This is a genomic window from Tamlana sp. s12 (assembly GCF_016767215.1).
In the GTDB taxonomy this organism is placed as follows: Bacteria; Bacteroidota; Bacteroidia; order Flavobacteriales; family Flavobacteriaceae; genus Pseudotamlana; species Pseudotamlana agarivorans.
Genome location: NZ_CP068547.1, coordinates 2524883 through 2551042 on the forward strand (window position 1 = coordinate 2524883; position 26160 = coordinate 2551042).

Annotated in this window: 24 protein-coding genes; 16 read left to right on the top strand and 8 right to left on the bottom strand. The window is 33.5% G+C overall.

The features are described from left to right. Nucleotides 1-42: 42 nt before the first annotated feature. On the top strand, nt 43-1794 hold the full coding sequence (locus JJL45_RS11050) for a hypothetical protein (RefSeq protein WP_068604684.1): 1752 nt from the start codon (nt 43-45) through the stop codon (nt 1792-1794). A gap of 157 nt (nt 1795-1951) precedes the next feature. Further along, nucleotides 1952-2599 (top strand): DsbA family oxidoreductase, encoded by a 648-nt coding sequence (locus JJL45_RS11055; RefSeq protein WP_068604686.1) that lies wholly within the window; start codon nt 1952-1954, stop codon nt 2597-2599. A gap of 245 nt (nt 2600-2844) precedes the next feature. Here the strand turns inward: JJL45_RS11055 and JJL45_RS11060 are convergent, their stop codons facing one another. Then, entirely contained in the window at nt 2845-3120 is a 276-nt protein-coding gene (locus JJL45_RS11060; protein ID WP_068604688.1) for a winged helix-turn-helix transcriptional regulator, read from the bottom strand. A gap of 155 nt (nt 3121-3275) precedes the next feature. Between JJL45_RS11060 and JJL45_RS11065 the strand changes: the two genes are divergently transcribed. Together JJL45_RS11065 and JJL45_RS11070 are read left to right on the top strand one after the other, a co-directional pair. Beyond that, a complete protein-coding gene (locus JJL45_RS11065) occupies nt 3276-3788 on the top strand; it encodes a VOC family protein (protein ID WP_068604690.1) in 513 nt (170 codons plus the stop codon). Between the two features lie 126 nt (nt 3789-3914). Beyond that, nucleotides 3915-4094, top strand: coding sequence for an adenylosuccinate synthetase (locus JJL45_RS11070; RefSeq protein WP_082935987.1), 180 nt, complete (start codon nt 3915-3917; stop codon nt 4092-4094). Between the two features lie 4 nt (nt 4095-4098). Here JJL45_RS11070 and JJL45_RS11075 read toward each other — a convergent pair whose 3' ends face one another. The 4 genes from JJL45_RS11075 to JJL45_RS16175 all read right to left on the bottom strand — a co-directional run bounded on the left by JJL45_RS11075 (nt 4099) and on the right by JJL45_RS16175 (nt 7568). Then, nucleotides 4099-4347 (bottom strand): hypothetical protein, encoded by a 249-nt coding sequence (locus JJL45_RS11075; protein ID WP_068604692.1) that lies wholly within the window; start codon nt 4345-4347, stop codon nt 4099-4101. 217 nt (nt 4348-4564) lie between these two features. Further along, the gene (locus JJL45_RS11080) at nt 4565-5947 is read right to left on the bottom strand and encodes a putative metal-binding motif-containing protein (protein WP_202664133.1); all 1383 of its coding nucleotides are present in this window, start codon (nt 5945-5947) and stop codon (nt 4565-4567) included. Between the two features lie 818 nt (nt 5948-6765). Continuing rightward, nucleotides 6766-7140, bottom strand: a complete 375-nt coding sequence (locus tag JJL45_RS16170; protein ID WP_068604698.1) for a hypothetical protein — start codon at nt 7138-7140, stop codon at nt 6766-6768. Between the two features lie 8 nt (nt 7141-7148). Then, complete coding sequence (locus JJL45_RS16175; protein ID WP_068604699.1) at nt 7149-7568, bottom strand: hypothetical protein; 420 nt, start codon at nt 7566-7568, stop codon at nt 7149-7151. A 217-nt stretch (nt 7569-7785) separates the two neighbouring features. Here JJL45_RS16175 and JJL45_RS11090 point away from each other — a divergent pair, with 217 nt between their 5' ends. The 4 genes from JJL45_RS11090 to mgrA all read left to right on the top strand — a co-directional run bounded on the left by JJL45_RS11090 (nt 7786) and on the right by mgrA (nt 11121). Then, a complete protein-coding gene (locus JJL45_RS11090) occupies nt 7786-8403 on the top strand; it encodes a YqaA family protein (protein WP_068604701.1) in 618 nt (205 codons plus the stop codon). A gap of 60 nt (nt 8404-8463) precedes the next feature. Beyond that, entirely contained in the window at nt 8464-8760 is a 297-nt protein-coding gene (locus JJL45_RS11095) for a DUF3817 domain-containing protein (protein ID WP_068604703.1), read from the top strand. Next, complete coding sequence (locus JJL45_RS11100) at nt 8757-10004, top strand: mechanosensitive ion channel family protein (protein ID WP_068604706.1); 1248 nt, start codon at nt 8757-8759, stop codon at nt 10002-10004. Before JJL45_RS11095 ends, JJL45_RS11100 begins: the two co-directional genes overlap by 4 nt. Nucleotides 10005-10104: 100 nt before the next feature. Next, nucleotides 10105-11121, top strand: coding sequence for an L-glyceraldehyde 3-phosphate reductase (mgrA, locus tag JJL45_RS11105; RefSeq protein ID WP_068604707.1), 1017 nt, complete (start codon nt 10105-10107; stop codon nt 11119-11121). A 57-nt stretch (nt 11122-11178) separates the two neighbouring features. On the opposite strand, the gene JJL45_RS11110 is transcribed toward mgrA, so the two are convergent. Together JJL45_RS11110 and JJL45_RS11115 are read right to left on the bottom strand one after the other, a co-directional pair. Beyond that, entirely contained in the window at nt 11179-11835 is a 657-nt protein-coding gene (locus JJL45_RS11110; protein WP_068604779.1) for a hypothetical protein, read from the bottom strand. A 191-nt stretch (nt 11836-12026) separates the two neighbouring features. Next, nucleotides 12027-14003: a thiamine pyrophosphate-dependent enzyme gene (locus JJL45_RS11115; RefSeq protein ID WP_068604780.1), complete on the bottom strand. Its 1977-nt coding sequence runs from the start codon at nt 14001-14003 to the stop codon at nt 12027-12029. 160 nt (nt 14004-14163) lie between these two features. On the opposite strand from JJL45_RS11115, the gene JJL45_RS11120 reads away from it, so the two are divergent. The 7 genes from JJL45_RS11120 to JJL45_RS11150 all read left to right on the top strand — a co-directional run bounded on the left by JJL45_RS11120 (nt 14164) and on the right by JJL45_RS11150 (nt 21606). Then, the gene (locus JJL45_RS11120) at nt 14164-15111 is read left to right on the top strand and encodes an isopenicillin N synthase family dioxygenase (protein ID WP_068604709.1); all 948 of its coding nucleotides are present in this window, start codon (nt 14164-14166) and stop codon (nt 15109-15111) included. 60 nt (nt 15112-15171) lie between these two features. Further along, nucleotides 15172-15501 (top strand): translation initiation factor, encoded by a 330-nt coding sequence (locus tag JJL45_RS11125; RefSeq protein ID WP_068604711.1) that lies wholly within the window; start codon nt 15172-15174, stop codon nt 15499-15501. A gap of 3 nt (nt 15502-15504) precedes the next feature. Continuing rightward, nucleotides 15505-16446, top strand: a complete 942-nt coding sequence (locus tag JJL45_RS11130) for a DUF1835 domain-containing protein (protein ID WP_068604714.1) — start codon at nt 15505-15507, stop codon at nt 16444-16446. Next, entirely contained in the window at nt 16436-17305 is an 870-nt protein-coding gene (locus JJL45_RS11135) for a nucleoside phosphorylase (RefSeq protein ID WP_068604716.1), read from the top strand. Before JJL45_RS11130 ends, JJL45_RS11135 begins: the two co-directional genes overlap by 11 nt. A gap of 12 nt (nt 17306-17317) precedes the next feature. Further along, the gene (locus JJL45_RS11140; RefSeq protein WP_068604718.1) at nt 17318-18172 is read left to right on the top strand and encodes a substrate-binding domain-containing protein; all 855 of its coding nucleotides are present in this window, start codon (nt 17318-17320) and stop codon (nt 18170-18172) included. Nucleotides 18173-18411: 239 nt separating this feature from the next. After that, nucleotides 18412-20022 carry a polysaccharide lyase family 7 protein gene (locus tag JJL45_RS16285; RefSeq protein WP_082935988.1) on the top strand — a complete coding sequence of 537 codons (1611 nt, stop codon included), beginning with the start codon at nt 18412-18414 and terminating at the stop codon, nt 20020-20022. A 210-nt stretch (nt 20023-20232) separates the two neighbouring features. Continuing rightward, nucleotides 20233-21606, top strand: coding sequence for a redoxin family protein (locus tag JJL45_RS11150; protein WP_068604722.1), 1374 nt, complete (start codon nt 20233-20235; stop codon nt 21604-21606). Nucleotides 21607-21724: 118 nt separating this feature from the next. On the opposite strand, the gene JJL45_RS11155 is transcribed toward JJL45_RS11150, so the two are convergent. Beyond that, nucleotides 21725-23311: a bifunctional ADP-dependent NAD(P)H-hydrate dehydratase/NAD(P)H-hydrate epimerase gene (locus JJL45_RS11155; protein WP_068604725.1), complete on the bottom strand. Its 1587-nt coding sequence runs from the start codon at nt 23309-23311 to the stop codon at nt 21725-21727. 349 nt (nt 23312-23660) lie between these two features. Between JJL45_RS11155 and thrA the strand changes: the two genes are divergently transcribed. Continuing rightward, nucleotides 23661-26105 (top strand): bifunctional aspartate kinase/homoserine dehydrogenase I, encoded by a 2445-nt coding sequence (thrA, locus tag JJL45_RS11160; RefSeq protein ID WP_068604726.1) that lies wholly within the window; start codon nt 23661-23663, stop codon nt 26103-26105. The last annotated feature ends 55 nt before the right edge of the window (nt 26106-26160 follow it).

A 26160-nucleotide genomic window follows, 5' to 3' on the forward strand; every position in this document is an offset into this window, starting at 1 on the left:
ACAGAAAATCTTATTTTTAAACTTTAAAACCAACCCAACCCGATGAACAAACCAATTGGCGATTTACATTGTCACCCGTCATTTAAACCAAGTAATAATCCAGATATAAGCGATATATGGACCTACAAAAAAAACATTCATCCCAAAGATTTATTTAAGGGAATACTAGGTGTTAGTCCGCGACGCTGGATGGTGAATCTTTTTGTTAAAGATTTAGCTACTTATACCCAATCAAATTTAGACAGTTGTTACGAAGGCGATAACCGACTTCTGTTTCTTTCCATTTATCCCATTGAAAGGCAGTTTTTAAGGCCTGACAGACCTTTTGCCACATCTACTTTAATACAGCGTTTTATTTTGGCCCAAGTATTTGGTATAGAATTAAAAAGACATATTGATAGTAGAATTATTCAAATTCTAACGGGGTTTTCTTCTACAAAAGTGGTCGATTATTTAAAAAGTGTTTATGATTCAGAGTACGTCGATTACTTCAAAACTGATTTTGCCTTAGAATATAAGTACATCAATCAAAGTCATTTAAGCTGTTCGCCGAATGCTGAAGATAATGTTGCTACATTTCAATTAGTATCTAATTATGAAGAGTATGTAGCACTTCGAAATCAGAATATTATAGCAGGAATCCTTACTGTTGAAGGGGCCCATGCTTTGGGAGAATATAACTCAAAGGATTTGGTAGGGGACAAAATGATTGATGACTTATCAGAAGAAAATAAAGAGAAGCTTAAGGCCAGTTTCATTAGAAATATTTCAGCATTAAAAGATAAAGAGCAGTTCGAATTCACACCGTTTTTCATCACGTTTGCGCATCACTTTAATAATTTACTTACGGGACATGCTAAAAGTTTTGGTGAAGCAAAAAACAAGAGTGTGCCTGGGTTTTCCAATGTTTTTAATCAGAAAAATGGCTTAGACCTGGGTATTAGTGAATTTGGAAAGGAACTCATCAAATCACATTTACTTAGCCGACATAACGGACAGCGTATTCTTATAGACACCAAGCACATGTCGTTGCAAGCGCGAAATGATTATGCAGCTATTGTGAAAGCGCTCAGAGATGAAGGCGATGCTGTGCCCATCGTTATTAGTCATACAGCCATAAACGGGATTTCAACACGAGCAAAAGCAGCAGAACGTCTGGATACCAATCAACTAGATAAATACTCCTATGTAAGCCGATGGGACATTAATATTACTGATGAAGACATTCGTGAAGTATTTGATTCCAAAGGTATTATTGGCGTTTGTATGCATGATGGTAGGATGCCTGGCGGAAAGTTTAAAGACCTACTTAAATCCTATAAAAAACGCTGGCCACAAAAAGAGTTTATAAGTAAACTGCATACGCAAATGTTTTTAACCAATGTGTTTCACATTGTAAAGATTAACTTAGATCACATTCGAACTTTAAATGACCAAACACAGATTGAGGAAAATAAAATTTCAGAAGTTCAGGCTTGGAAAACCATTTGTTTAGGCTCAGACAATGATGGCATCGTGGATCCATTCGATAATTTTAATACAGCCAGTACGCTTAAAGATTTTAAAACACGAGTAAAAAAGGCCATAGATATGAATTTTGATCCCTGTTGGAAGCGTTTTAAAATTTTAGCTATTGAAGAGGAAAATTACCGTTTTTTCGATGAAAATGAAATTACAGAGTTAAAATTAGGATTGACATCTGAAGAGATTGTAGATCGTATTTTCTCTGACAATGTTGAAACATTCTTAAGCACTTATTTTGTAAGATCCTACTTAGAAGGCACCGAAAATTAAGTTCATTTTGAAAAAGTAAGCTGTGTTTTGTAATGAATCGGTGTTTCTACGACTAGCTTTGTGGTTTTGATGCGATAATTGAAACAGTTAAAAATCTTTTGATTTCTTACCATGTTTACGCAAAAAAGCCCTTTAATTACTTTATAAAATTAGTGCTATGAAAAAGAAACTAAAAATTGATATGGTATCCGATGTGGTGTGCCCATGGTGTACCATTGGATTTAAACGATTGGAAAAAGCCATTGCCGAACTTGGTATTCAAGACCAAGTAGAGGTGGAGTGGCAGCCTTTCGAGCTTAATCCGCAAATGCCTAAAGAAGGCCAGAATGTTACCGAACACATTACCGAAAAATACGGATCGACTTTAGAACAACAAAAAGCCTCCCAAGAACAAATGACTGAAATAGGTGAGGAGCTTGGCTTTAAATTCGATTATTTTGAAGATATGCGTATGGTTAATACGTTCGAAGCGCATATTTTATTGGATTATGCTAAAAAATATAACAAGCAAACCGATTTAAAAATGCGTTTAACTACGGCGTTTTTTAGCGAACGAAAAGATGTTTCCGACCGTGAAGTTTTAAAGCAAGCTTTGATTGATGTAGGTTTAAACGCTGAAGAAGGCATGGCATTATTAGACAATGATGAAGTGCGTTATAATATTAAAAGTCAGGAAGCTTTTTGGCAGAATGCTGGCGTTCAATCGGTTCCAACGGTGGTTTTTAACAGAAAAAGTGCGGTTACTGGGGCTCAGCCAGTTGATGTGTTTAAGGAAGTTTTAAGCGAGATGCTTGAAAACGTATAGCAAGGTGTTCGAGCGAAGTCGAGAACAATTTAGCTTCAATAAATTAAAACTTCTCGACTTCGCTCGAAGACCTTATTATGTGAGCACTCGAATTAATTTGTAGGCTCTTTGAAACTCAGTGTATTCTCTGAGCAACTTCTGTGTAAAAACCGTCATGCAGAACAAAGTGAAGCGTATTACAATTACTAATTGTGCTCTGAGACTTTGTAGCTATGAAACTCTGCAACTTTCTATAAACAGATTAATTAATTCAGACTATCTTCCAATCCCCATTTATCCAAACTTCTTAATATATGTTCAAGAGATTTCCCTCGAATGGTTAATTCGTATTCCACTTTAGGAGGAACAACAGGGTAAACTTTTCTAAAAATAAGGCCATCTTTTTCTAAATCTCTTACTGTTTGGGTAAACATTTTATTAGAAATCCCCGGAATTTTCTTTTGTAATACTCCTGAACGTAAACCGCCTTCTAATAAATGAAATAGAATTAAAGGTTTCCATTTTGTTCCTATTAAATTCATAGTGTAATTCAACGGACAACTATTTTCTTTATTCAAAATTTAAACTTATATTATTGATATTCTATAATTTACTCGTTTTGGTAACTATATTACTTTTTGGTTTGTTATTGCCAATAAGACAAATATAGACTAATTTTGCTTTAAAAATAAAACATATGACAAGTAGTAACAATTATCCAAAATCATTTTCGCATATCGGAATAACCGTTCCAAATATAAAAGAAGCCGTTAAATTCTATTCGGAAGTTATGGGCTGGTACATCATTATGGAACCTTCAACAGTAAAAAAGGAAAAAGAAACCGCCATTGGTCAAATGTGCATTGACGTTTTCGGAGACGATTGGACAGCATTTGAAATTGCTCATTTAGCAACTTCCGATGGTATAGGAATAGAATTATTTTCTTTTCCAAATGGGGTAAAAGAAGCACCAGAATTTAATCCTTTCAATACAGGGTTATTTCATTTTTGCGTTCAAGACCCCAATATTGAAGAACTTATTGATAAAATTTTGTCATACGGAGGAAAACAAAGAATGCCCATTAGATCATACTATCCAAATGACAAGCCATTCAAAATGTGTTATGTTGAAGACCCATTTGGAATTGTTTTTGAAATCTACACGCATAGTTATGAACTAACATATTCTTCGGGTGCTTATTCAAAATAAGACGATTCTTCATTCGTGCCTCCTAATGAATGATATACTTCATATTGAAAGTTAACGTTTAATAGAGGTAGTTGTCATGCAAAACGCAGTGAAGCATCTATCAATAATAACAAAAAACTCAAAATCATGAAATCCCTCATAAACTTTATAGCATTACAGTTACCTATAGGAACACCAAATCCAGACGACAATCAACCTCTGGATTTGTCTGACCCATTTGAGGTCATTGTGTTTATCATTTTACCTATAGTTATTGCAATTCTTTATTTTCTTTGGAGAAAACAAAACCAGAAGGATAAAAAATAAGCGATTATTTTTCGTTGCCTGGATCGGTGTCCAATTCAATATTTTCTATGGGCTCTTTTTTAGGTTTCTTATCATCTTTCTTCTGATCCTGATGCCTGTCATTGGTTAAAGGCCTAGCCGTTCTTCCGCCAGGAATATCTAAATTCTCCTTGGCGCTTTCGGGTTCATTTTCACTTTTTTTAAGAATCTTATTGTTTTGTACATCTAAATCTACCTGTTCAGATTTATCTTTTTTGTCCTGTTCCTTTTTCATGAGTTTTTTATTTTAAACGTTATTATTACCGTCTTTTATCAAAAATAACTTGAATAAAACTAGGTGCTTAGCTTGATTAAAATAAATATTGATGCTTTTCAAAAGGAAATACGCTATAAAAACAAGTTATTAGTTTCTTCTTCGATGTTAATAGAATACTTTTTATTCGACGACGTAGGAGGGAAGCATAATATGTGAGGAATGCATTATAGAATTCTTAAAATTCACCATTTGGTTTTAATTTTAGAATCCATAAATCCCTAGAATTATCCTCGCTTTTATCTATAATATCTCCATCCATACTTTTGGTAAATCCAGATACTAAAAAACCACCTGACTCTAATTCGCTAAAACAAGTTAATATGTCGAAATTACTCCCTCCAAAAGATTTTTTCCATGATAAATCACCGTTTAGATTATAGTTTGCTAGCCAAGCTTCATTTTCATTATTATCAGAGTTGTATTCATAACCAGTTATGAAGTAAGAATTTTTATCCTTTGATAATGTTATTGACGAAATATTATCAAATCTATCACCATTAAATTCTTTAGACCAATTGATGTCTCCTTCCTGTGTAAGATTAAGTAACCAATAGTCTTGTTCTATTACGCCGCTATATATATATCCACCTATAAAGATACTATTGTCTGGTCCTAATATCATAGAACTTATCCGCATTGAACGATACTCAGTATTTATAATTTTTGTCCATAAAATAGCACCTGAAGCTTCTATACGGTAAAGTAATAAATCTTTTTCGGAATGGCCAGCAGCGAAAAATGTACCATCAGTTAGTTTTATTATAGAACTAACGCTTCGTTTATCCAAATGTGATTTCCATAGTACGTTACCATCGTTTTCTAACATTACAAACCAACTGCTAGAACCAATGCCTTCACGTTTAAAATCTTCATCTGACGACCAAGAGCCACCCGCTAAAAGATAATTTCCAGATTCTGTTACAATTATATCTTCTAAGTTATCTCTTTTTGAACCCCCAAATGTTTTAACCCATTGAATATTTCCAGAGGAATCAATCTTAACTACCCACCAATCACTGTTACCATAATTAATTTGCACATTTCCTTCTTCTGAAGTTGAGCCTCCACCCATAATATAACCTCCATCAGCTGTTTCTTTCATGACAGTAATTGAATCATCATTAGGACCTCCATAGCTTTTCTCCCATTCTAAATTGCCTTCAATATCAAATTTAACAACCCAAAAACTATATGAACCAATAAAATTATTTACCGTGGGAGAATATTGGCTCCCTGCGGTTAAAAAACCTCCATCAGGAGTATCAAATATGAAACTTCCAGTTTCATATTCATTTGTACCATAAGTTTTTGAAAAAGTTTGAATAGCAACTTCATTTATACCATCACAATTACTATCAATACCATCATAATCATCTTCATTTGCTCGCGGGTTTATACTACTATCACTATCATCACAGTCCTCATTATTTCTAACAAATCCATTTGGTTTCAATTCAGCCATCATACCCAGATTAATATCAGGATTTCCAAAACCGTCACTATCACCGTCAATATACCATTGTATAAGCGTTGGTTCTTCTTCTATAATATCTTGCATAGTGTCATCATCTTTTTTACATGATGTAATTATGATAGATATTGAAAATATAAAAAACAGTTTTTTTGTGGAATTGATCGAAAGCATAATAAAGTATAAAATGAAAATAAATTGTATAAAATTAAGGCGTGAAGATATAAAACTGAACTATGTAAAAATAATACAATCTATAAAATTTTCTGTTTTACATAATATTACAAACTGTAATTAAATTTTTTCAAAAAATATTGAGAATTGTATATAGCGTAGAAAAAAGTAAATAAATTTATATGGTAAAAATAAGAGGTGCATAGAATTTTGTTTTTACGCACATATTTAATTCTTAGCATAAAGTGATAATGAATTCCTTAAACCTCGATTTTCTAAATTTATGCTCTTATGGCAATCTACGAGAATCTTGTAAAATTTTTTATAACGTACATTTTGTCGAATACGTGATTTTTAATAAGAGCAAAAAGGTTAGCTTTTATTTTGGCGTTGGCAAGCGATGGTTAATTATTCGCTAATGTTTATTGTTATAATAAAGAGCTCATGAATGCATTGCATTTGTGTTACAAAACAATCTAGCGCATTGGCAGCGGCAATTTTACATAACGGCTAATTTTAGCTGCACATTAAGCTTAACGTATCCAAAGCCACAATTAGCTTGACATAATTACTATCGATATAAGTCTGCGACATTATATCTGCAATTATGTCAAATATCGCGAAAAGCGCTATTTCGCTAATTGTTATTAAATGTACTATAATTTATATTATGTAAAATAGAATATTTCATTCGCCAACTACTATCCTTCATATATTTGATTTAAGAATTATTAAAATGAAATATCCCATTGGATTCGAAAACGGAAACCATCTGCAGGATCAAGAAGCGAATTATCTTCAATTTGGAAATAAGTAATCTCTGAGGTTAATTTATTCCGGTGTCCATTAAAAAACCAATTAATAGCCAAGCCGAATTCTTGTTCTAAATCTTTTGAAATTTCTGTGTTCGGATTATAATTAGCAAATCTACCTGCAATTTCAAGTGGTTTCGGTACAAAATCAAAAGCATGTGATAAAAAATAACCCGCTTGTAAATACAAACCTCTTAAACGGGTTTCCGTATCATTTACTTGATCAAAAATAGCCTTTCGGTGTAGTTCACTTTGCCATGAAACCCCTTTGTATTTAAATGCTGTTTCAATCATCAACTGATTTACTTTGTATTGTCCGTCAACACCTTCAGCAAAATAAAATCCAACAAGTTAGATTGAGACAACTCATATTCAAAGTAATATTTTAAATAAGGTTGAAAGGCATGGCCGCCTATTTTTAAACGCGCACGATTAATTTTATAAACGGCGTTATTTGTTGGAAAAATATCATCGTAATCTAATGGATTTTGGTCTCCAGGTGTTGCAAAACGAAACTGTAATCTGGACTCAATATGAAGTAAATGTTTATTATCGGTGGTTTTAAATTGAAATCCTTTATTGGTGTAATCAATTTCAATCTTTTTTAATGAAATTGAATCCTTATTAACCTCTTGGCAATAAGCGGTATTAAAGATCAAAATAAAAAGTAGAATAAATTTTATTGGGGTGCCTAGATGAAAAACTGGAATTCTAATTTGCATTAACTTTTTGGTATAACGTAAATTCAAAATATTTTGTTAAAAAAACTCAGTGTTTATAGTCCAATTATAAATGTTTGGAAAACAGAAAGGTAATCCAATTTTATACGTCAAAGTTACATATATAGTCATTAACATTTAACATAAAACCCATATAAATGTACAGTTTAATTTATGTAAATATTAGAGTTAACTGTATATTTGCAGCTTAATTTAAAGCATGAAAAACAGCTCGAAATCTAAAAGTGAAAAGTCTCGTATTAAGCTATTACATCAGTATTACAGCTATACGGGGTTTTATAATTTTGTTTGGCAGGCCGTTAAAAAGGCATTGCCCATAATTATTGGTGTCGTTGTTTTAGTGTATGTGATCAATCATTTTTTTGATATCAATAAGGCTTTAACCGAACTCACCGAAATTCTTCCTGCTTGGGGGGTTTTAAGTTTCTTTTTCGTGTCTGAAACCCTTTTAGGACTCATCCCTCCCGAAATTTTCATTGCTTGGGCTGGAAAAATGTATAGTCCGTGGTTTTTTCTCGGACTTTTAGCCGTACTTTCTTATATCGGTGGATTACTGGCGTATTGGATGGGCCGTACCATTACAAAAATACCTTCGGTGCATAACTACTTGGAAGTTAAAATGGAAAAACAACTTAAAAACTCCCGAAAATGGGGTGGTTTTTTAATTGTTGTTGGAGCTTTACTGCCACTACCCTTTTCAATTTCATGTATCGCTGCCGGAATTATTAAATTTCCATTTAGAGCGGTAACCCTCTATGGTTCACTGCGCTTATTACGATTTGTAATATACGGACTGGTTATTTTCCACGCCTTGTAATAATTGATATTTTAGAGTGGTATTAGTCAAAAATTAATCAAATTATTTAAAAAAAATATCATGTTTTCATCAATCAATATTTTCAGACTTATAGCCTTATTAGAAGGTGTTTCTTATATTTTATTGTTGTTTATCGCAACACCAATAAAACATTTCTATCACGATCCGCAGTATGTTAAAATGCTAGGTATGCCTCATGGTTTACTATTTGTAGCCTATGTCGCTTTTGCTTTTATGTTTAAAAAAGAATTTGCTTGGAACACCAAAGAGTTCTTAACTGTTTTAGTCGCTTCAGTGATCCCTTTCGGAACTTTTTATATCGATAAAGTGTACCTGAAAAAATTAAGCGCGAAATGAATATTTTAAAACGTCGTTTTTTTGATTATTTAATTTCAATGGGTTTAGATGAAAACTTAGCGCAATACATCAATGCCTTCGTTTTTCTTCTAGGGTTATTAATAATAATTTTCATAATAGATTTCATTATTAAGAAGATTATTATTCAAGCTTTTGCACAGTTATCAAGTCGTACTAAAACCAATTTCGACGATTTATTAATCGCTAATAAAGTGCCGCGTAACGTCGCTCATATTATTCCCTTTATTATTGCCTTGGAATTTATTCCAGATATTTTTGAAGATTTTTCAGATTTTGAAATAATTATTGAAAAAGGGCTTCAGGTTTTTGCTATTATACTGACGCTTTGGGTGGTTAGAAGTGTTTTAAATACGGTTAAAGATTATTTTAAAACCTTACCTCGATTAAGAGATAAACCTATCGATAGTTACATTCAGGTTTTCATGATTTTTGCGTGGACAGTAGGTGTATTTTCGGCAATTGCCATTATGACTGGTATTCCGTTTATCAATTTTATTACAGGTATGGGAGCTATTTCTGCTGTAATTTTGTTGGTTTTCAAGGATACTATTTTAGGTTTTGTTGCTAGTATTCAAGTGGCTATTAATGATATGGTACGTATTGGCGATTGGATCACGGTTGAAAAATATGGTGCCGATGGCGATGTGATTGAAATCAATTTAGCTACGGTTAAAGTTCAAAATTTTGATAAAACCATTACCACCATTCCGCCTTATGCCCTAATTTCTGATTCGTTTAAAAACTGGCGTGGTATGTCAACTTCCGGTGGCCGACGCATTAAACGTTCTTTAATTATCAAGCAAAGTGGTGTTAAGTATTTGTCTGTTGAAGATGTTGAAGCTTTAAAGAAAATTCAGTTGTTAACCGATTATCTTGAAACACGTCAAGGTGATATTGATAATTATAACACGTCTAATCAAATCAATAAAGATGTTTTGATTAACGGTAGAAATCTTACTAATTTAGGCGTGTTTAGAAAATACATCGATTCTTATTTAAACAACCATTCTGCTGTAAATAAGGACATGATGATTATGGCGCGACAATTAGCACCATCTACACAAGGTATTCCTTTAGAAATTTATGCTTTTAGTAGTGATAAACGTTGGGCGAATTATGAATACATTATGGCTGATATTTTCGACCACTTAATAGCGGCCCTACCTTATTTTGGTTTGGAAGTGTTTGAACTACCTAGTGATTCTAGTTTTAAGCAAGCTTAGGTTTTCAAAAGATTTAAATAGATCGATTAATTCGTCTTCTTAGACCGCATAAGTTACACGATTACACAATTAAACGTTTTAACGATAATCAAAAATAACCATGCATATAAACGATAAATCAGGAGTTCAAAGTTATCAAGCAAATCCAAACCGCTATGATGCCATGACATATAATCGTTCAGGGAAAAGTGGTGTTTTACTACCTGCTTTATCTATTGGTTTGTGGCATAATTTCGGATTTGTAGATGATCTCCATAAAGGTAGAGAAATACTTCGAACGGCTTTCGATTTAGGGATTACACATTTTGATTTGGCTAATAACTACGGACCACCGTATGGTTCGGCTGAAGAAAATTTCGGAATCATTTTTAAAAAAGATTTTAAACCCTATCGTGATGAGTTATTCATTGCTACTAAAGCGGGTTACGACATGTGGCCAGGCCCTTACGGTAACAATGGGTCTCGAAAATATCTTATATCAAGTTTAGACCAGAGTTTAAAACGTATGGGCTTAGATTATGTTGATATTTTTTATCATCACCGTCCAGACCCAGAGACGCCTCTAGAAGAAACTATGGGAGCTTTGGCAGATATCGTGCGTCAAGGAAAAGCGCTTTATGTAGGTATTTCAAACTATCAGCCACAAGAAACACAAAAAGCAGCTGAAATTTTAAAGGGCTTAAATGTGCCATTTATATTGCATCAAGCCCGGTATTCTATGTTTGATCGTTGGGTTGAAGATGGTTTGCTAAATACTTTAAAAGATAATGGTGTGGGGTGCATTGCATTTTCTCCTTTAGCACAAGGCTTGTTAACAGACAAATATATTAATGGCATTCCGGAAGGATCTCGAGCTGCAAAAAATTTAACGTATTTGAATGAAGATGCCGTACTAAGTCACACTGAAAAAATTCAAAAGCTTCATGCCATCGCACAAAATAGAAATCAGAAACTTTCGGAAATGGCTATTGCGTGGATTTTAAGGCAACCACAAGTGGCTTCGGTATTGCTCGGAGCAAGTTCAGCTCATCAGCTTCAAGATAATGTAAAAGCATTAAATAACTTAGAGTTTAGTCCTGATGAATTGAATTTGATTGAACAGATATTATCGAATTAAATAATTGCTTCTTCAGTTAAACAATTCAATATTTAAACGAATAAACAAGTAAAATACTTATTCTTTAACCACAATCACCGTAGCTTTAACACCAGTAGCTAAATTCCATTGGTTGTGTGTTACTACATTACCCATATCGTCAATAACCCGAAATTCAGCGGTATTAGGACCAGATTCCCCTTGATTAAGGGCTACAAAATCAATTTTATTTATTCCTGGTTTTAAATCTAATTTGAATCCTTTAAATGAATTTGATAAAAACACTCTAGCATGTACAACATCGTCGTTTACACGAACCTGAATAATATCGCCGTCCATGTAACCATGATCACGGTATACTACATTAACAAATTTACCATTGCTATTAAAATCCCCTAAATATTGATCGACAGTACTGCCGTTTCGAAGTTCAATTTCTTCTTTACTAAGTTTTAAATGATCTAAGGTTTTATTGATTTTATCGACGTATAATTCACCTGGATCACCAAATTCCTCCTCTGCAAACATCGAAAATTCCTTTTTTGGAAATGGAGTGTTTGGTGTTGACTTAGGCATGTCGAAATTTTCCTCAGGTTTAATTTCTGGAGTTTCAGATTTAGTGTCTTTTGGGGCTTCAATAGCAGGGATATTAAAGGATTTTTTTCTACTATCAATTTGAGAATAAGTAGATAGTGAAAATAAAATCGCAAAGAGATATAAGATGTAAGATTTCATTAATCTTCTGTATTTTATATGAGAATTTTGCCTGTTATTGATAGCAAAGATATTTTTTTCTTTGAAAATCAAAAGGTTCTCATTCATATTTAGTAGATGTTTAACAATAAGTATTCCGAAATTAACAGGTTTAGACACCGGGTTCGTATGTCTTCAGGCTTTATATGAAGATGTTCGGGATATTCAAAGCATTAATACGCTAACAGTGCTAATAGAGCTATTTCAAAACGTTCTTTAGGTAAATATTGGTTTTCCAAGTTTTTGGTAAAAGGTATGGGGGTTTCTAAACTGCCAACGCGTTTTACTGGTGCATCTAAAAACTCAAAACAATGCTCCATAATTAAGGCGGAAATATCACTCGCTATTCCTCCAAATAGTGAGTCTTCCTGTAAAATAATGACTTTGCTTGTCTTTTTAACAGAATCGTAAATCGCTTCAGTGTCTAATGGTTGAAGGGTTCTTAAGTCAATTAAATCTGCCGAGATGTCTTGGTGTTTATCTAAAGTATTTAAGGCCCAATGTACACTTGCTCCATAAGAAATTATCGTAATATCCTCCCCTTTTCTTACGACTGATGCTTTGCCAAAAGGTAAGGTGTAATAATCCTCTGGAACATCTTGCTGTATCGTTCTATAAAGGGCTTTATGCTCGAAAAACAACACCGGATTCGGATCGTTAATGGCGGTAGCAAGAAGGCCTTTGGCATCGTAAGGAAACGCAGGATAAACCACTTTTAATCCTGGAGTTTTATTAAACCAGGCTTCGTTGGTTTGTGAGTGAAAAGGTCCAGCGCCCACATCGCCACCACAAGGCATTCTAATCACTACATCGGCATTTTGCCCCCAGCGGTAATGCGATTTTGCTAATAAATTTACAACGGGATTAAACCCTGACGAAATAAAATCTCCAAACTGCATTTCAACAACACTTTTCATTCCGGCTATAGATAAACCCATAGCGTTTTCAATAATTGCCGACTCACAAATGGGCGTGTTTCGTATTCTGTCTTTCCCAAATTGCTCAACAAAACCCTTGGTGATTTTAAAAGCACCACCATATTCAGCAATATCCTGCCCCATCATTATAAGATTGTCATGACGCTCCATGCTTTGCTTTAAACTTTCCGAAATAGCATCAATAAATCTTATGCTGTTAAAATTATTGTTAACAATAACTTCTTGATATTTAAATTGTTGATAAACATCATTTAATTCTAAGCTTTTACTAGGTATTATGTCGCTTTCTTCAAAACTAGTTGCTATAGCTTCATTAATAATATGACTGAATTCTGTTTTAATTTCATTTTTTAAATCTTCAGAAAGCACAGATTTACTTTGTAAAAATTGCTCAAAATTATCAATGGGATCTTTGGTTTTCCATGTTTCAAAAAGGCTGTTGGGTACATAATCGGTTCCGCTAGACTCCTCATGACCACGCATTCTAAAGGTTTTAAACTCGATTAAAACAGGTCTGTGGTTTTGACGTATACTTTCAGCAATGGCTTTCACTTCCGTAAAAACATCAACAATATTATTACCATCAATAATATATGATTCCATGCCATAACCTATAGCTCTATCAGCTAAATCCTTACAATAATATTGCTCATTGGTAGGTGTTGATAGTCCGTAGCCATTATTTTCAATACAAAATATAACAGGTAGTTGCCAGACCGAAGCGACATTCAAAGCTTCATGAAAATCGCCTTCACTGGTACCGCCTTCCCCGGTAAACACCGCAGTAACTCGATTTTTGTTTTGTAATTTATGGGCTAATGCTATGCCGTCAGCCACGCCTAATTGCGGGCCTAAATGTGAAATCATACCAATAATCTTATGGGCTTGCGAACCAAAATGAAAAGAGCGATCGCGACCTTTTGTAAAACCTGAAGCCTTACCATTCCATTGCGAAATTAATTGTTCAAGCGGTATTTTTCGAGTTGTAAAAACTCCCAAATTACGATGCATTGGCAATATATACTCATCAGACTTTAAGGCCATAGTCACACCTACTGAAATCGCTTCTTGCCCGATACCAGAAAACCACTTGCTAACTTTACCTTGTCTTAATAAAATCAGCATTTTTTCCTCTATCATTCTAGGATACAGCATGTTTTTGTACAATGCTATTAAATCGTTTTCATGGAGATGTTCTGCTTGATATGGCATGTCAAATCGACCGTTAAAAGTGTTTTTAATTATTGTATTTAAGCAATTCAAAGATACCATAAAAAGCACTGCTTTCTAAGGATTTTAAGTCTCAAAAGTGAGCCTAAATTTTTCAATGTTTTTCGTACATTTGTGTAATACACATCATAAAATAAACCTCATGAATAGGATTCCAAGTGTCGATTTAAAAGATTTTATTTCCAATGACGCTACCAAAAAACAAAATTTTGTAAACGCTATTGGTAAAGCTTATGAAGAGATTGGTTTTGTGGCTTTAAAAGGTCATTTTTTAAACCAAGAACTTGAAGAAAATCTTTATAAAGAAATTAAAAGCTTTTTTGACTTACCTATTGAAACCAAACAGAAATACGAAATTCCTGAAATTGGTGGACAACGTGGTTATGTATCTTTTGGAAAAGAGAGTGCCAAAGGTAAAAAAGAAGGGGATTTAAAAGAGTTTTGGCATTTTGGGCAATATGTTGAGGACGATGATGCATTGAAGGCTGAATATCCTGATAATGTTATGGTTGAAGAGCTTCCTGGTTTTAATTCAACAGGAAAAGAAGCTTATCAAATGCTTGAAAAAACCGCAAAATATGTATTGCGTGCATTAGCGATTCATCTCAATTTAGAAGAAACCTATTTCGACCAATACATTCATAATGGAAACTCTATTCTAAGGCCTATTCACTACCCTCCTATTACCGAAGAACCTAAAGAAGCTGTACGTGCTGCGGCTCATGGCGACATCAATTTAATCACTTTATTAATGGGAGCTCAAGGGCGTGGTTTACAAGTTCAAAACCATAAAGGCGAATGGATTGATGCCATTGCAGAGCCTGATGAACTCATGATTAATGTTGGCGATATGCTGTCTAGACATACTAATAACAAATTAAAATCCACCATACACCGTGTTATTAATCCGCCAAAAGAACTTTGGGGAACTTCACGTTATTCCATTCCTTTTTTCATGCACCCCATAAGCGCTATGAAATTAGATGTCCTAGAGGATTGCGTGGATGGCGAAAACCCAAAAGCTTTTGAAGATATTACTGCTGGCGAGTTTTTAAGAGAGCGTTTAATAGAATTGGGATTAATAAAATAACTTGTTTACTGACATAGCATTCGTAAAAAAACTATCTTATACCCTATTAAAAAATAGAAAATGGATTTACAAGATCAATTAAAAAATTTATTTCCAGATCATATAGAAGAAGTTCCAGAAGACACTACAAATAGTGATGATAATATCTGGATGCAGGACGATCCTATTTTATGTAAATACGAAAAGCGCAAAGGTAAACCTATTACCATTTTAGAAGGTTACACCGGGGCTACCGAGGATTTTAAAATATTAGCCAAGGAAATAAAAACCAAGCTTAGCGTTGGAGGTAGTTTTAAAGATGATAAAATTATCATTCAGGGAGATTACCGTGATAAAATCATGCAAATGCTTAAGGAAAAAGGATTTAACGTAAAACGCGTAGGCGGTTAATTTATGGAAAAGAAGATACTTCACATTACCAATGGTTCTGTTTTAACCAACTTTTTAAATGAGTTGAAAGTTGAAGGTGAATTTTTAACATGGCAGGCGATGTTATGTGAAGGTCCTACTACCGAAAAGGTCTTTTCAGAAGAATTTTTAGAGTTGCGGCGAGTGCATTTTAAAGACTTTTATGATGTTGAAGTAGATAATGAGCTTATTGAAAGTGAATTAGAAAAACTTAATCATCCCGATGACTATTCTGAAATTGTATTGTGGTTCGAATACGATTTATTTTGCCACCTTAACATGGTAGCCATTATAAGTCTGCTAAAACAAAAAAAGTTGAACCTGCCCGTTTATTTGGTCTGTAGCGGCCGTGTAAAAGGTAGTAAAACTTTAAAAGGCCTTTCAGAACTTAGTTCGGAACAACTTCTAGCACATTATAAAAATAAGGTACGCCTTACCGAAGAAGATTTAGAACTTGCACGAAATGTGTGGAGTATTTATTGTGGTATTGATCATAATTTATTAAAACCACTCATTGTAAAGAGCTCTTCGTTTAATTATTTAAGTAATTGCTTAAAAGCCCATTTAGAGCGTTTTCCAGATTCGATTTCAGGATTAAATGACTTGGAAAAGAATATTCTTGAAATTATTCATAAAAATAAAATTACTTCTAAGAATCATTTGTTAGGATACATCCTAAATTATCAAGGTTTTTTTGGTTATGGTGATTTTCAGCTCACTAGAATTATTGATGAGCTTAATGTTTTTTATGCCATAAAAGAAGATCATATTGAACTGAATAGAGTTGGCTATTTAGCCCTTGAAAATCAGCTTAATTGTGCAGACAAAATTGAAAACCATATGATGTATGGCGGCGTTAAAAAAGCAGCATTCTATTTTAGTCGATCGGAAAATAAGCTTATAAAATCTGTGCACTATGACGATTAAAGAGTCTGAACTTATTCTGAATCCAGATGGTAGTATATATCATTTGAATTTAAAACCTGAAAATATTGCGCATACCATTTTATTAGTGGGTGATCAAAATCGTGTAGAAAAAATATCAAAACATTTTGATCATATCGAATTTAAAACTCAGAAGCGTGAGTTTAAAACCCACACAGGCACCTATAAAGGAAAACGTATCACCGTGTTATCTACTGGAATAGGTCCCGATAATGTTGATATTGTCTTGAATGAATTGGATGCTCTGGTAAACATCGATTTTAAAACCAGACAGGTTAAAGAATCGCTTACTAAGCTTGACATTATTAGAATTGGCACTTCAGGATCGCTTCAAGAAAATATTCCGGTTGATGCCTTTGTTTTAAGCACCCATGGTTTAGATCTTAACGGACTGCTACGTTCTTATCAAATAGATCATATTGCAAATCCAGAAATCGAAAAGACCTTTATACAACACGCCAACTGGAGTTCTCATAAAGCGACACCCGTGGTTATTTGTGGTAGTGAAACTTTGGAAAAGAAACTAGAAAGTGACTTAACGCATAAAGGATTAACAGCTACAGCAGGTGGTTTTTATGGACCACAAGGACGTGTTTTGAGATTAGATATTCAAGATCCCAATTTAAATGCAAAAATGGATAATTTTAACTTTAATGGTGTTGTAATTTCTAATTTTGAAATGGAAACCTCAGCCATCTATGGCTTGTCAAAATTACTAGGCCATGATGCCTTATCTTTAAACGCCATAATAGCCAATCGTGCGAATGGTACTTTCAGTAAAAATCCTTTAGCGGCTATAGAAAAATTAATTAGTTACACTTTAAATAAACTTGTAGAATAGTTTTATCCTAATATGAAAAAAGTAAAGATTGGTGGCGTTCCGGAACATTTTAACTTAGCTTGGTATCTCACGATTAAAAATGGCGAATACAAAGCAGAGGATATCAATTTACGATGGCAAGATTACCCTGATGGTACTGGTGCCATGTGTAAAGGATTGAGAGATGGTGATATCGATATGGCTGTTATTTTAACGGAAGGCATTGTAAAGGATATTATTGCGGGCAACCCTAGTAAAATTGTACAAACTTTTGTGCAGTCGCCATTAATTTGGGGCGTTCATGTGGCTAATGATTCTACTTTTAAAGTTGTTGAAGACCTTAAAGGTACTAAAGCGGCCATTAGTCGATATGGTTCTGGTTCGCATCTTATGGCTTATATTAATGCTGAAAATCATCAGTGGAACTTAGACAAAGATTTAAACTTCGAAATCATAAATAACCTTGAAGGTGCTGTAGAAGGTCTTACTGAAGGTAAGGCAGAATATTTTTTATGGGAAAAATTTATGACCAAACCTATTGTAGATAAGGGTGTTTTTAGACGTATTTCCGATTGTCCAACCCCTTGGCCTTGCTTTGTTGTGGCAGCGAGAGAAGATTTTATTGAAAATAATTCAGAGGAACTCAAAACAATTCTAGATATTATCAATAATACGACAGCCGATTTCAAAGCCATTCCTAGTATCGACAAAACCATTGCAAACCGATATAATTTACAATTGGAAGATGTACAAGACTGGTTAAACCTTACGGAATGGTCTCAAGAATTAATTGATGAACAAACGCTCAACGAAATTCAAGAGCAATTACATAAATTAGGTGTTATTTCTAAAACAGTTGGTTATGAGACCTTAACACATAGTTTATAGTTTTATTTTCCGATTCAAATTTAATGCGTCTTATTACCGCTTCCCGTAAGAACTTAACCCGCTGTTAAAGTATTGCTGCATGGTGCTATCCTTAAGTAAATTCTTATAATTAGTTGGGTCTTCATATTTTTAGTTTGTCTATTTAGCTTCTTTTGCATAAATTCGCTACGTTTAAAAATTGGTAAACCAATTAGGTAAACCAGTTTTTGTAACAAACGAATAACCCTAAACTATAACAAATGAAACTAAATTTACTTAAGATCATGCGATTGTTTACAATCTGTATGATGTTTTTTGCTTTTAACCCAGTGTTAACAGCCCAAACAATTCCAGCTGATTTGATGAACAATTGTAGTCAGTGGAAAATCACAAAACCAGATGGTTCAGAACAAAAACCATTGTGTCAATACCCAAATCAAGACTATTATTATTTGAATTCTGCGAAAGATGCTATTGTTTTCCGCGTAGAAATTAACGGAAGCAACGGTTCTACAGCTAATTCTAACTACATCCGATCAGAACTTCGTGAAAGACTACCTGATGGAAGTTTAGATGTTTATTGGACAACAGCTGGACAACATGTTATTTATGTTGAGCAAGCTATTACCCACTTACCTACTTACAAAAATCATTTAGTAGCTACTCAAATTCATGGTAACAAAGATGATGGTATTGATGACGCTATGGTGTTAAGATTGGAAGGTCAACACTTATTTTTATCATTTAACGGTGGCAAATTAAGACCCGATTTTACTATTAAAACAAATTATCAAATAGGAACCAAACACGAAGTTATTTTTGAAGTTATTGATGGTAAACATTATTGTTATTATTCAGAAGACGGTAATCTAAAAGCAAGTTATGATGCTGGAACTGCATCGCAGTATTTAGTTAAGGATATAGCCAATGGGACTGATTACGTCATGGATTTAAACTATAACCAAACCTATTTTAAAGTTGGAAATTATACCCAATCTAATGTTTCTAGAGAAGAAGAATATGCTAAAAAAGCTGGACAAACTTACGATCCAAATGCCTTAAATTACGGTGAAGTTGAAGTTTATAACTTTAGTGTGATTCATGATGGTGTTGTTGATGGTGGTACTGAAGGTGGTGTAGATCCTCCTGCTCCAGGAACTACTCCTCCAGCAGAAGATGAAATAATTATTTTAGATGCTATAGGCGTAGGTACCGAAACAGGTAAAAATAATGTAGGTTCACCTTATGCCTTTGATGATGTTGTAACAGCAGATTTCTACTGGGCTGCCGATGCTTCAGTAGGTGAAGCTTCTATTACTTTCGATTTAGGTTGTAACCGTGATTTAACAGAAATAGGTATTCATTTCCTAAAGGCAGATGCTAGAACTACAAAATTTGATATTGCTGTTTCTGATGATGAAGGTGCTACATATACAAATGTAATTACTGCACAAGATAGTTATGCGACAGGTTACACCGTTGATGATGAACAAAAATTTGATTTAACTGGTAGTAATGGTCGTTATGTTAAAATTATCGGACATGGAAACAGTGCGAATTCTGGTTGGACCAGTATTGCCGAGGTACATATTTATGGAGAAAATGGAAGTTGTTCAACATTAAGCACTGGTGATGTACATGCTAATAACAATACATTATCTATATATCCAAACCCTGCTAGTCATGTTATAAACATTTCTAATGCAAAAGATTTTGAAACTGTTGAAATTTACAACTTAGTAGGTAAATTAGTTTCAAAACAAGCTATTCCAGGAAATTCAATGGATATATCAAACTTAAAATCTGGATTATATATCTTCAAATTTTCAGGAAAAAATAGTACAGTAAATAAACGCGTAATTAAAAAATAAGCGTTAATAATATACTTTTAAAAGCAGATGGAATTTTTCATCTGCTTTTTTTATGCTTTAAAATCACTTTAAGCAATGATATTAAATTATGGTTTATAATATAATAGCTTGTCATTCAGTACCAACCATAAAAACAAAATGTTAATATAAATCTAAAATAGTAACAAGCCTATTTCAAATTATTACATTTGGGCAAAACCAATAAAAACAATGAAAAAACTCCTACTTTTAGCTTTAGCAGTATCTGCTTTTAGCTGTAAAACAGAAACAAAGCCAGATTATATTGTGATTTCTGGGAAAATAACAAATAAATTACCTGCAGAGTTATCAATAAACACCCAAGACCGTTCATTTACTGAAGTTATAGAGGTTGCTGCCGATGGAACTTTTAATGATACATTAACGGTTGAAAAAGGTTCTTACGTTTTATATGATTCTAAAAACCCTGTTTTTTTATACCTGGACTCTGGTTATAACTTAAACATTAATTATAATGCAGCCGATTTTAAAAATTCCTTAGCCATTTCTGGTGAAGGTGCCGCTGAAAATAACTACCTGAAAGAAAAGAGAGAAAAAACACCATTGTTAATTGGAGATAATGCTAGTTTTTATTCTTTAAATGAAGATGATTTTAAAAGTAAACTGCTTAGTATAAAGGACTCATTATCGACACTTTTAACTAATACCCCTGGAATTTCTGAAAATTTCAAAACTTCAGAACAAAAGGAACTTCAATACAATTATTTAGCTGGTTTAAATGTTTATGAAAAAGCACACAGGTACTTCGCTAAAGACCAAGAATTTAAAGCCTCGGATGATTTCTTAAAAGAGTTTGATGGGTTTGACTATTCTAACGAAGCAGATTACAAAGGGTCTGCTAGCTACAAGAAAATTGTAACCGATCATTATATTACCGAAATTACTGATTTAATGGCTAAAGATTCATTATCTCAAGAGGAAGCTTTTTTCAAAACAGCAAAATCTATTCCTTCAGAACAAATTAAAAACACCTTCTTATTTGATTTTGCAAATCAGTCTTTGGGACGTTCAGAAGATATTGAGTCGTTCTATAAAGAGTTTATGAGTATCTCAACAAATGAAGATAATAAAGCTGTAATTACTGAAAAGTACAACAAACTTACAGCTGTAGCTGAAGGTAAGCCTTCACCTAAATTTGTAAATTATGAAAACTACAAAGGAGGTACTACTTCTTTAGACGATTTAAAAGGTAAGTATGTTTATATCGATGTTTGGGCGACTTGGTGCGGACCATGTAAACGTGAAATACCTTTCTTAAAGGAATTGGAAAAAACATATCATGATAAAAACATTGAATTTGTTAGCCTTTCTATAGATAAAGTTTCAGATCGTGATAAATGGAAAAAAATGATTGAAACTGAAAATTTACAAGGTGTACAGTTATTAGCTGATAATGACTGGAAATCTAAATTTGTACAAGACTATCAAATCCAAGGTATTCCACGATTTATTTTAATTGATACCGCTGGAAATATTGTTGATCCTAATGCACCTAGACCTTCAGATCCTAAATTGGTTGAAATGTTTACAGCATTGAATATATAATTAGAAATATTTCTAATCCACTAAAAAGCCATTTTAAAGTGATATCATCCTTTAAAATGGCTTTTCTTATTTATCCAATTCTAATTGAAAAGTATCTGATTTTATTTTATACTTAAAATCATTTTTTAACTTCCACTTGTTTTGGTGTACCTGCTTCTTCCTTTTCTTTAGGAGCTGGATTTACAGGTGGTTCAGGTTCTTTAAATAAATCTATAAAAGCATCTCCAATATAAGCTATAACATGGCTGGCTGTTAAACTCTCAAATCCGCATTGTAAAACTGCAAGATCTGCTGATTTTCCATGTAAGTAAGTTCCAAATATAGCTGCTGAAGTTGGGTGGTATCCTTGCGATAATAAGCCTAGAACAATTCCAGTTAAAACATCTCCACTACCTGCTGTAGCCAAACCAGGATTTCCTGTAGTATTTACATAAAGCTTATCATTAAAAACCGTGATGCTAAAGGCGCCTTTTATAATGACAATCAGTTTGTATTTTTTTGTAAATGCTTTTACCTTACTAAGCTTATCGAAATCATCCGTCCATGTACCAATTAAGCGTTCTAACTCTTTGGGGTGTGGAGTTAAAATACTATTTTCGGGAAGTAATTTTAATAATGTTTTTTTCTTCGCCAAAATATTAATTCCATCGGCATCAATCACTAATGGTTTTTTATTGGTTTTTAGAAAAGCTTCTACAGCGTTTATAGTATCATCGTGGGTTCCCAACCCTATACCTAAACCAATCACTGTGGGATTGATATCAAATTGAATATTACTAATTTTTTCTTCATCACCATCTGTAATCACCATGGCTTCAGGAAATGATGCTTGTAAAGGTGTATATCCGCATTTAGGCGTGTAGGCTGTCACCAACCCGGCTCCAGTCGTTAAAGTGGCTTTACTCGTTAAGGTGACTGCACCAATTTTACCGTAACTTCCACCAATTACTAAAGCATGTCCAAAATCACCTTTATGGGAAAATTTTTCCCTTGGGATGTAGTTTGGTATCACTTCAACCTTGCTTATTAATTCGGCTTCAGTTTCGGTAGTTAGCAAATAGTCTGGATCTAGTCCGATATCCAAGACTTCCCACTGCTCGGTATATTTAGCGGTTTCTGGTAAAAAGAAGATCAATTTAGGAGAAGCAAAGCTTAAAGTAAACCCAGCCCAAACCACATCATTTTCATCGGCTACAGGTTTATCTACAAAAAGTCCGGAAGGCACATCAATAGACAAGGTAAAAGCTTTTGTTTTTCTAAAATAAACGAACAATTCTTTAACCCAATCGGTAACTGGACGATTTAATCCAATTCCAAAAATAGCATCAACAATAATGTCTTTTTCATCAATTTCAGGAAAATCATCACTATTTACAATAGGTTCTGGCCAAGACTTTGTAACGCCTTTAAGCCTTTCGTAGTGCGCTAAAAAATCATCGGAACGCTTATTACTATAACCTACAATATAGGTTTTTACATGATAGCCGTGTAATACCAAATGACGTGCTAAAACCAATCCGTCGCCCCCATTATTACCTATACCGCAAAAAACATGTATCGGCACCGGAGCCCCTTGCATACGTAAATGCATCCAATTGAAAATTTGTACGCCCGCACGCTCCATGAGTTCAACCGAACTGATTTTTTGTCTTTCAACCGTTAATTTGTCGCCTTCGTAAATTTGTTCTTTAGAATATATTTTCATCTGTGATTTATTATTGTGGATTTTTCAGTTCTCACAAAGGTTTCTCAACTTTTTTCTACGAAAAACCAATCTATATAAGAATACTGTAAAAAAGTTCTTAAAGTTTTTTTATAAGGTTAAAAATAATACTTTTGAGGTGCACTATGTAATTATAATGAATCATTTCAACCAAAATATTAACAGCATTATTTTCCTTTCTAACAGAGGAAACATGACTATTTTTGGTACAACTACAAACATTACAACCCTTTGGGGTTGCTAATTACATATTCTTCGGGCATTATTTGTGATTTTAAGAATCACATCAATTCAATTATTATTTTTAATTATCATATCAATTCATTAAAAAATGAAGGTTTTAAAATTTGGGGGAACTTCTGTAGGTTCTTCAAAAAACATAAATAAAGTTATAAGTATATTAGAAAACTACGGTAAAAGTGACACGGTAATATGTGTAGTTTCGGCCGTTGGGGGTATAACCGACAAATTACTTTTAGCTGGAAAGCAAGCACAAAATAAAGAACAGGCATTTTTAAATACTTTTAATGATATCAAAGAAAAACATATTGATATTGTTAAAACACTAAACCCTGAAAACAGTGCATCAATATTAAACGAGGTTGAAGAAAAACTTAACGGTTTAAAAAGTTTGTTAGAAGGTATTTTCTTGATTAATGAACTGTCTCCAAAAACATCAGATAAGCTGGTAAGTTACGGGGAACTATTGTCATCTTACATTGTTGCTGAAACGATGAAAAATCGTGGTATTTCAGCCGAAAGAAAGAATTCACAAGAACTTATTGTAACCAATTCAAACTTCACAAAAGCTGAAGTTGACTATAAGGCTACAAATAAAAATATTCAAGATTACTTCAAATCTGATTCCAAAACAGTGACCATTTTACCTGGTTTTATTTCGAAATCTAAAACAGGTGAAATAACAACTTTAGGTCGTGGTGGATCTGATTTTACTGCTGCTATTGTTGCTGCGGCATTACAAGTGGAACAGTTAGAAATTTGGACAGACGTAAGCGGTATGTACACGACCAATCCTAAATTGGTGAAACAGGCGTACCCTATTGATAAAATTTCTTATCAAGAAGCCATGGAATTATCACATTTTGGAGCTAAGGTTTTATATCCGCCAACGGTGCAACCTGTATTGAGTTTAAGTATTCCAATTCATATTAAAAACACTTTAGAACCTGAAGCAGCAGGAACTATTATTTCTAACGATGAAGTTACTTCAACAAAACCGGTAAAAGGGATTAGTAATATTAGCAATATCGCCTTACTTACATTAGAAGGTAGCGGTATGGTTGGTATTCCTGGGTTTTCAAAACGTTTGTTTGAAACGTTGTCGCAGGAAAAAATTAATATCATCATGATTACTCAGGCTTCTTCAGAACATTCTATCTGTTTAGGAATTGAAGAAAAAGATGCTGAAAATGCCAAAGTAGCTATAGACGCTGTTTTTGAAAATGAAATTGCTCTAAATAAAATTGAACCTATCATTGTAGAAACTGGTTTATCTATTATCGCTCTTGTGGGTGATAATATGAAAAATCACCAAGGTATTAGTGGTAAAATGTTTAGTAGCTTAGGAAAAAATAACGTGAACGTTAGAGCTATTGCTCAAGGTGCTTCAGAAAAAAATATTACGGCTGTTATTGCTGAAAAAGATGTTAAAAAGGCGTTAAATACGTTACATGAGCAGTTTTTCGAATCGAAAACAAAACAACTTAATGTGTTTATTACAGGTGTTGGAAATGTTGGTGAGCGTTTGGTAGAGCAAATTCATCAGCAAAAGAAATTCCTTAAGGACAACTTAAAAATAAAAATGCGTGTTGTTGGTTTATCGAATTCTAGAAAAATGATTTTTGCTGAAGAAGGTATCGATTTAACCAACTGGAAAGCACAATTAGAAGAAGGTGAAGCTGCAACTTTACAAGGTTTCTTTGAAAAAACTAAAAGTTTGAATTTACGTAACAGTATTTTTGTTGATGTGACTGCAAATAAAAATGTAGCCGACCTTTACGCTCAGTATTTAAGAGAAAGTATTGGTGTGGTTGCTTGTAATAAAATCGCTTGTTCTAGTGATTTTGAAAACTATAAATTACTAAAACGTTTATCTCTAAAATATAATGCACCATTGTTGTTTGAAACCAATGTTGGTGCTGGATTACCAATTATAGATACCCTAAATAATTTGGTAGCTTCAGGTGATAAAATACATTCTATTCAAGCCGTTTTATCGGGAAGTTTAAATTTTGTATTTAATAATTTTAATGATCAAACAAAATTTTATGATGTGGTTAAGCAAGCTGGCGCTGAAGGCTATACCGAACCAGATCCTAGAATTGATTTAAGTGGTGTTGATGTAGCTCGTAAAATCTTAATCCTTGCTAGAGAAAGTGGTGTTGAGATGAATTTAGAAGACATCAAAAACAAATCATTTTTATCTGAAGCTGGATTAAAAAGTGATACGGTGGATGATTTCTATGAAACTTTAATTGCTGATGAAGCGCATTATCAATCCTTATATGCTTCCGCGAAAGCGAACAACTGTCAGTTAAAATACGTGGCAAAATTCGACCAAGGAAAAGCAAGCGTAAGTTTACAAGAAATCCCAGAGGGACATCCTTTTTACAACTTAGAAGGTAGTGATAATATTGTGATGTTCTACACACAACGTTACCCTAAAAATCCTATGATTATTAAAGGAGCGGGTGCTGGAGCCGATGTAACGGCCTCAGGATTATTTGCCGATATAATTAGAATTGCAAACGACTAAATCATGTTACATAAAAAAGATGCTTGTTTTTGTTCTAGTGCCCCAGAGGGTTATT

Coding starts and splice junctions, on each gene's coding strand:
- JJL45_RS11050 (WP_068604684.1), top strand. CDS start 43: ATGAACAAACCAATTGGCGATTTACATTGTCACCCGTCATTTAAACCA.
- JJL45_RS11055 (WP_068604686.1), top strand. CDS start 1,952: ATGAAAAAGAAACTAAAAATTGATATGGTATCCGATGTGGTGTGCCCA.
- JJL45_RS11060 (WP_068604688.1), bottom strand. CDS start 3,120: ATGAATTTAATAGGAACAAAATGGAAACCTTTAATTCTATTTCATTTA.
- JJL45_RS11065 (WP_068604690.1), top strand. CDS start 3,276: ATGACAAGTAGTAACAATTATCCAAAATCATTTTCGCATATCGGAATA.
- JJL45_RS11070 (WP_082935987.1), top strand. CDS start 3,915: ATGAAATCCCTCATAAACTTTATAGCATTACAGTTACCTATAGGAACA.
- JJL45_RS11075 (WP_068604692.1), bottom strand. CDS start 4,347: ATGAAAAAGGAACAGGACAAAAAAGATAAATCTGAACAGGTAGATTTA.
- JJL45_RS11080 (WP_202664133.1), bottom strand. CDS start 5,947: ATGCAAGATATTATAGAAGAAGAACCAACGCTTATACAATGGTATATT.
- JJL45_RS16170 (WP_068604698.1), bottom strand. CDS start 7,140: ATGATTGAAACAGCATTTAAATACAAAGGGGTTTCATGGCAAAGTGAA.
- JJL45_RS16175 (WP_068604699.1), bottom strand. CDS start 7,568: ATGCAAATTAGAATTCCAGTTTTTCATCTAGGCACCCCAATAAAATTT.
- JJL45_RS11090 (WP_068604701.1), top strand. CDS start 7,786: ATGAAAAACAGCTCGAAATCTAAAAGTGAAAAGTCTCGTATTAAGCTA.
- JJL45_RS11095 (WP_068604703.1), top strand. CDS start 8,464: ATGTTTTCATCAATCAATATTTTCAGACTTATAGCCTTATTAGAAGGT.
- JJL45_RS11100 (WP_068604706.1), top strand. CDS start 8,757: ATGAATATTTTAAAACGTCGTTTTTTTGATTATTTAATTTCAATGGGT.
- mgrA (WP_068604707.1), top strand. CDS start 10,105: ATGCATATAAACGATAAATCAGGAGTTCAAAGTTATCAAGCAAATCCA.
- JJL45_RS11110 (WP_068604779.1), bottom strand. CDS start 11,835: ATGAAATCTTACATCTTATATCTCTTTGCGATTTTATTTTCACTATCT.
- JJL45_RS11115 (WP_068604780.1), bottom strand. CDS start 14,003: ATGCCATATCAAGCAGAACATCTCCATGAAAACGATTTAATAGCATTG.
- JJL45_RS11120 (WP_068604709.1), top strand. CDS start 14,164: ATGAATAGGATTCCAAGTGTCGATTTAAAAGATTTTATTTCCAATGAC.
- JJL45_RS11125 (WP_068604711.1), top strand. CDS start 15,172: ATGGATTTACAAGATCAATTAAAAAATTTATTTCCAGATCATATAGAA.
- JJL45_RS11130 (WP_068604714.1), top strand. CDS start 15,505: ATGGAAAAGAAGATACTTCACATTACCAATGGTTCTGTTTTAACCAAC.
- JJL45_RS11135 (WP_068604716.1), top strand. CDS start 16,436: ATGACGATTAAAGAGTCTGAACTTATTCTGAATCCAGATGGTAGTATA.
- JJL45_RS11140 (WP_068604718.1), top strand. CDS start 17,318: ATGAAAAAAGTAAAGATTGGTGGCGTTCCGGAACATTTTAACTTAGCT.
- JJL45_RS16285 (WP_082935988.1), top strand. CDS start 18,412: ATGAAACTAAATTTACTTAAGATCATGCGATTGTTTACAATCTGTATG.
- JJL45_RS11150 (WP_068604722.1), top strand. CDS start 20,233: ATGAAAAAACTCCTACTTTTAGCTTTAGCAGTATCTGCTTTTAGCTGT.
- JJL45_RS11155 (WP_068604725.1), bottom strand. CDS start 23,311: ATGAAAATATATTCTAAAGAACAAATTTACGAAGGCGACAAATTAACG.
- thrA (WP_068604726.1), top strand. CDS start 23,661: ATGAAGGTTTTAAAATTTGGGGGAACTTCTGTAGGTTCTTCAAAAAAC.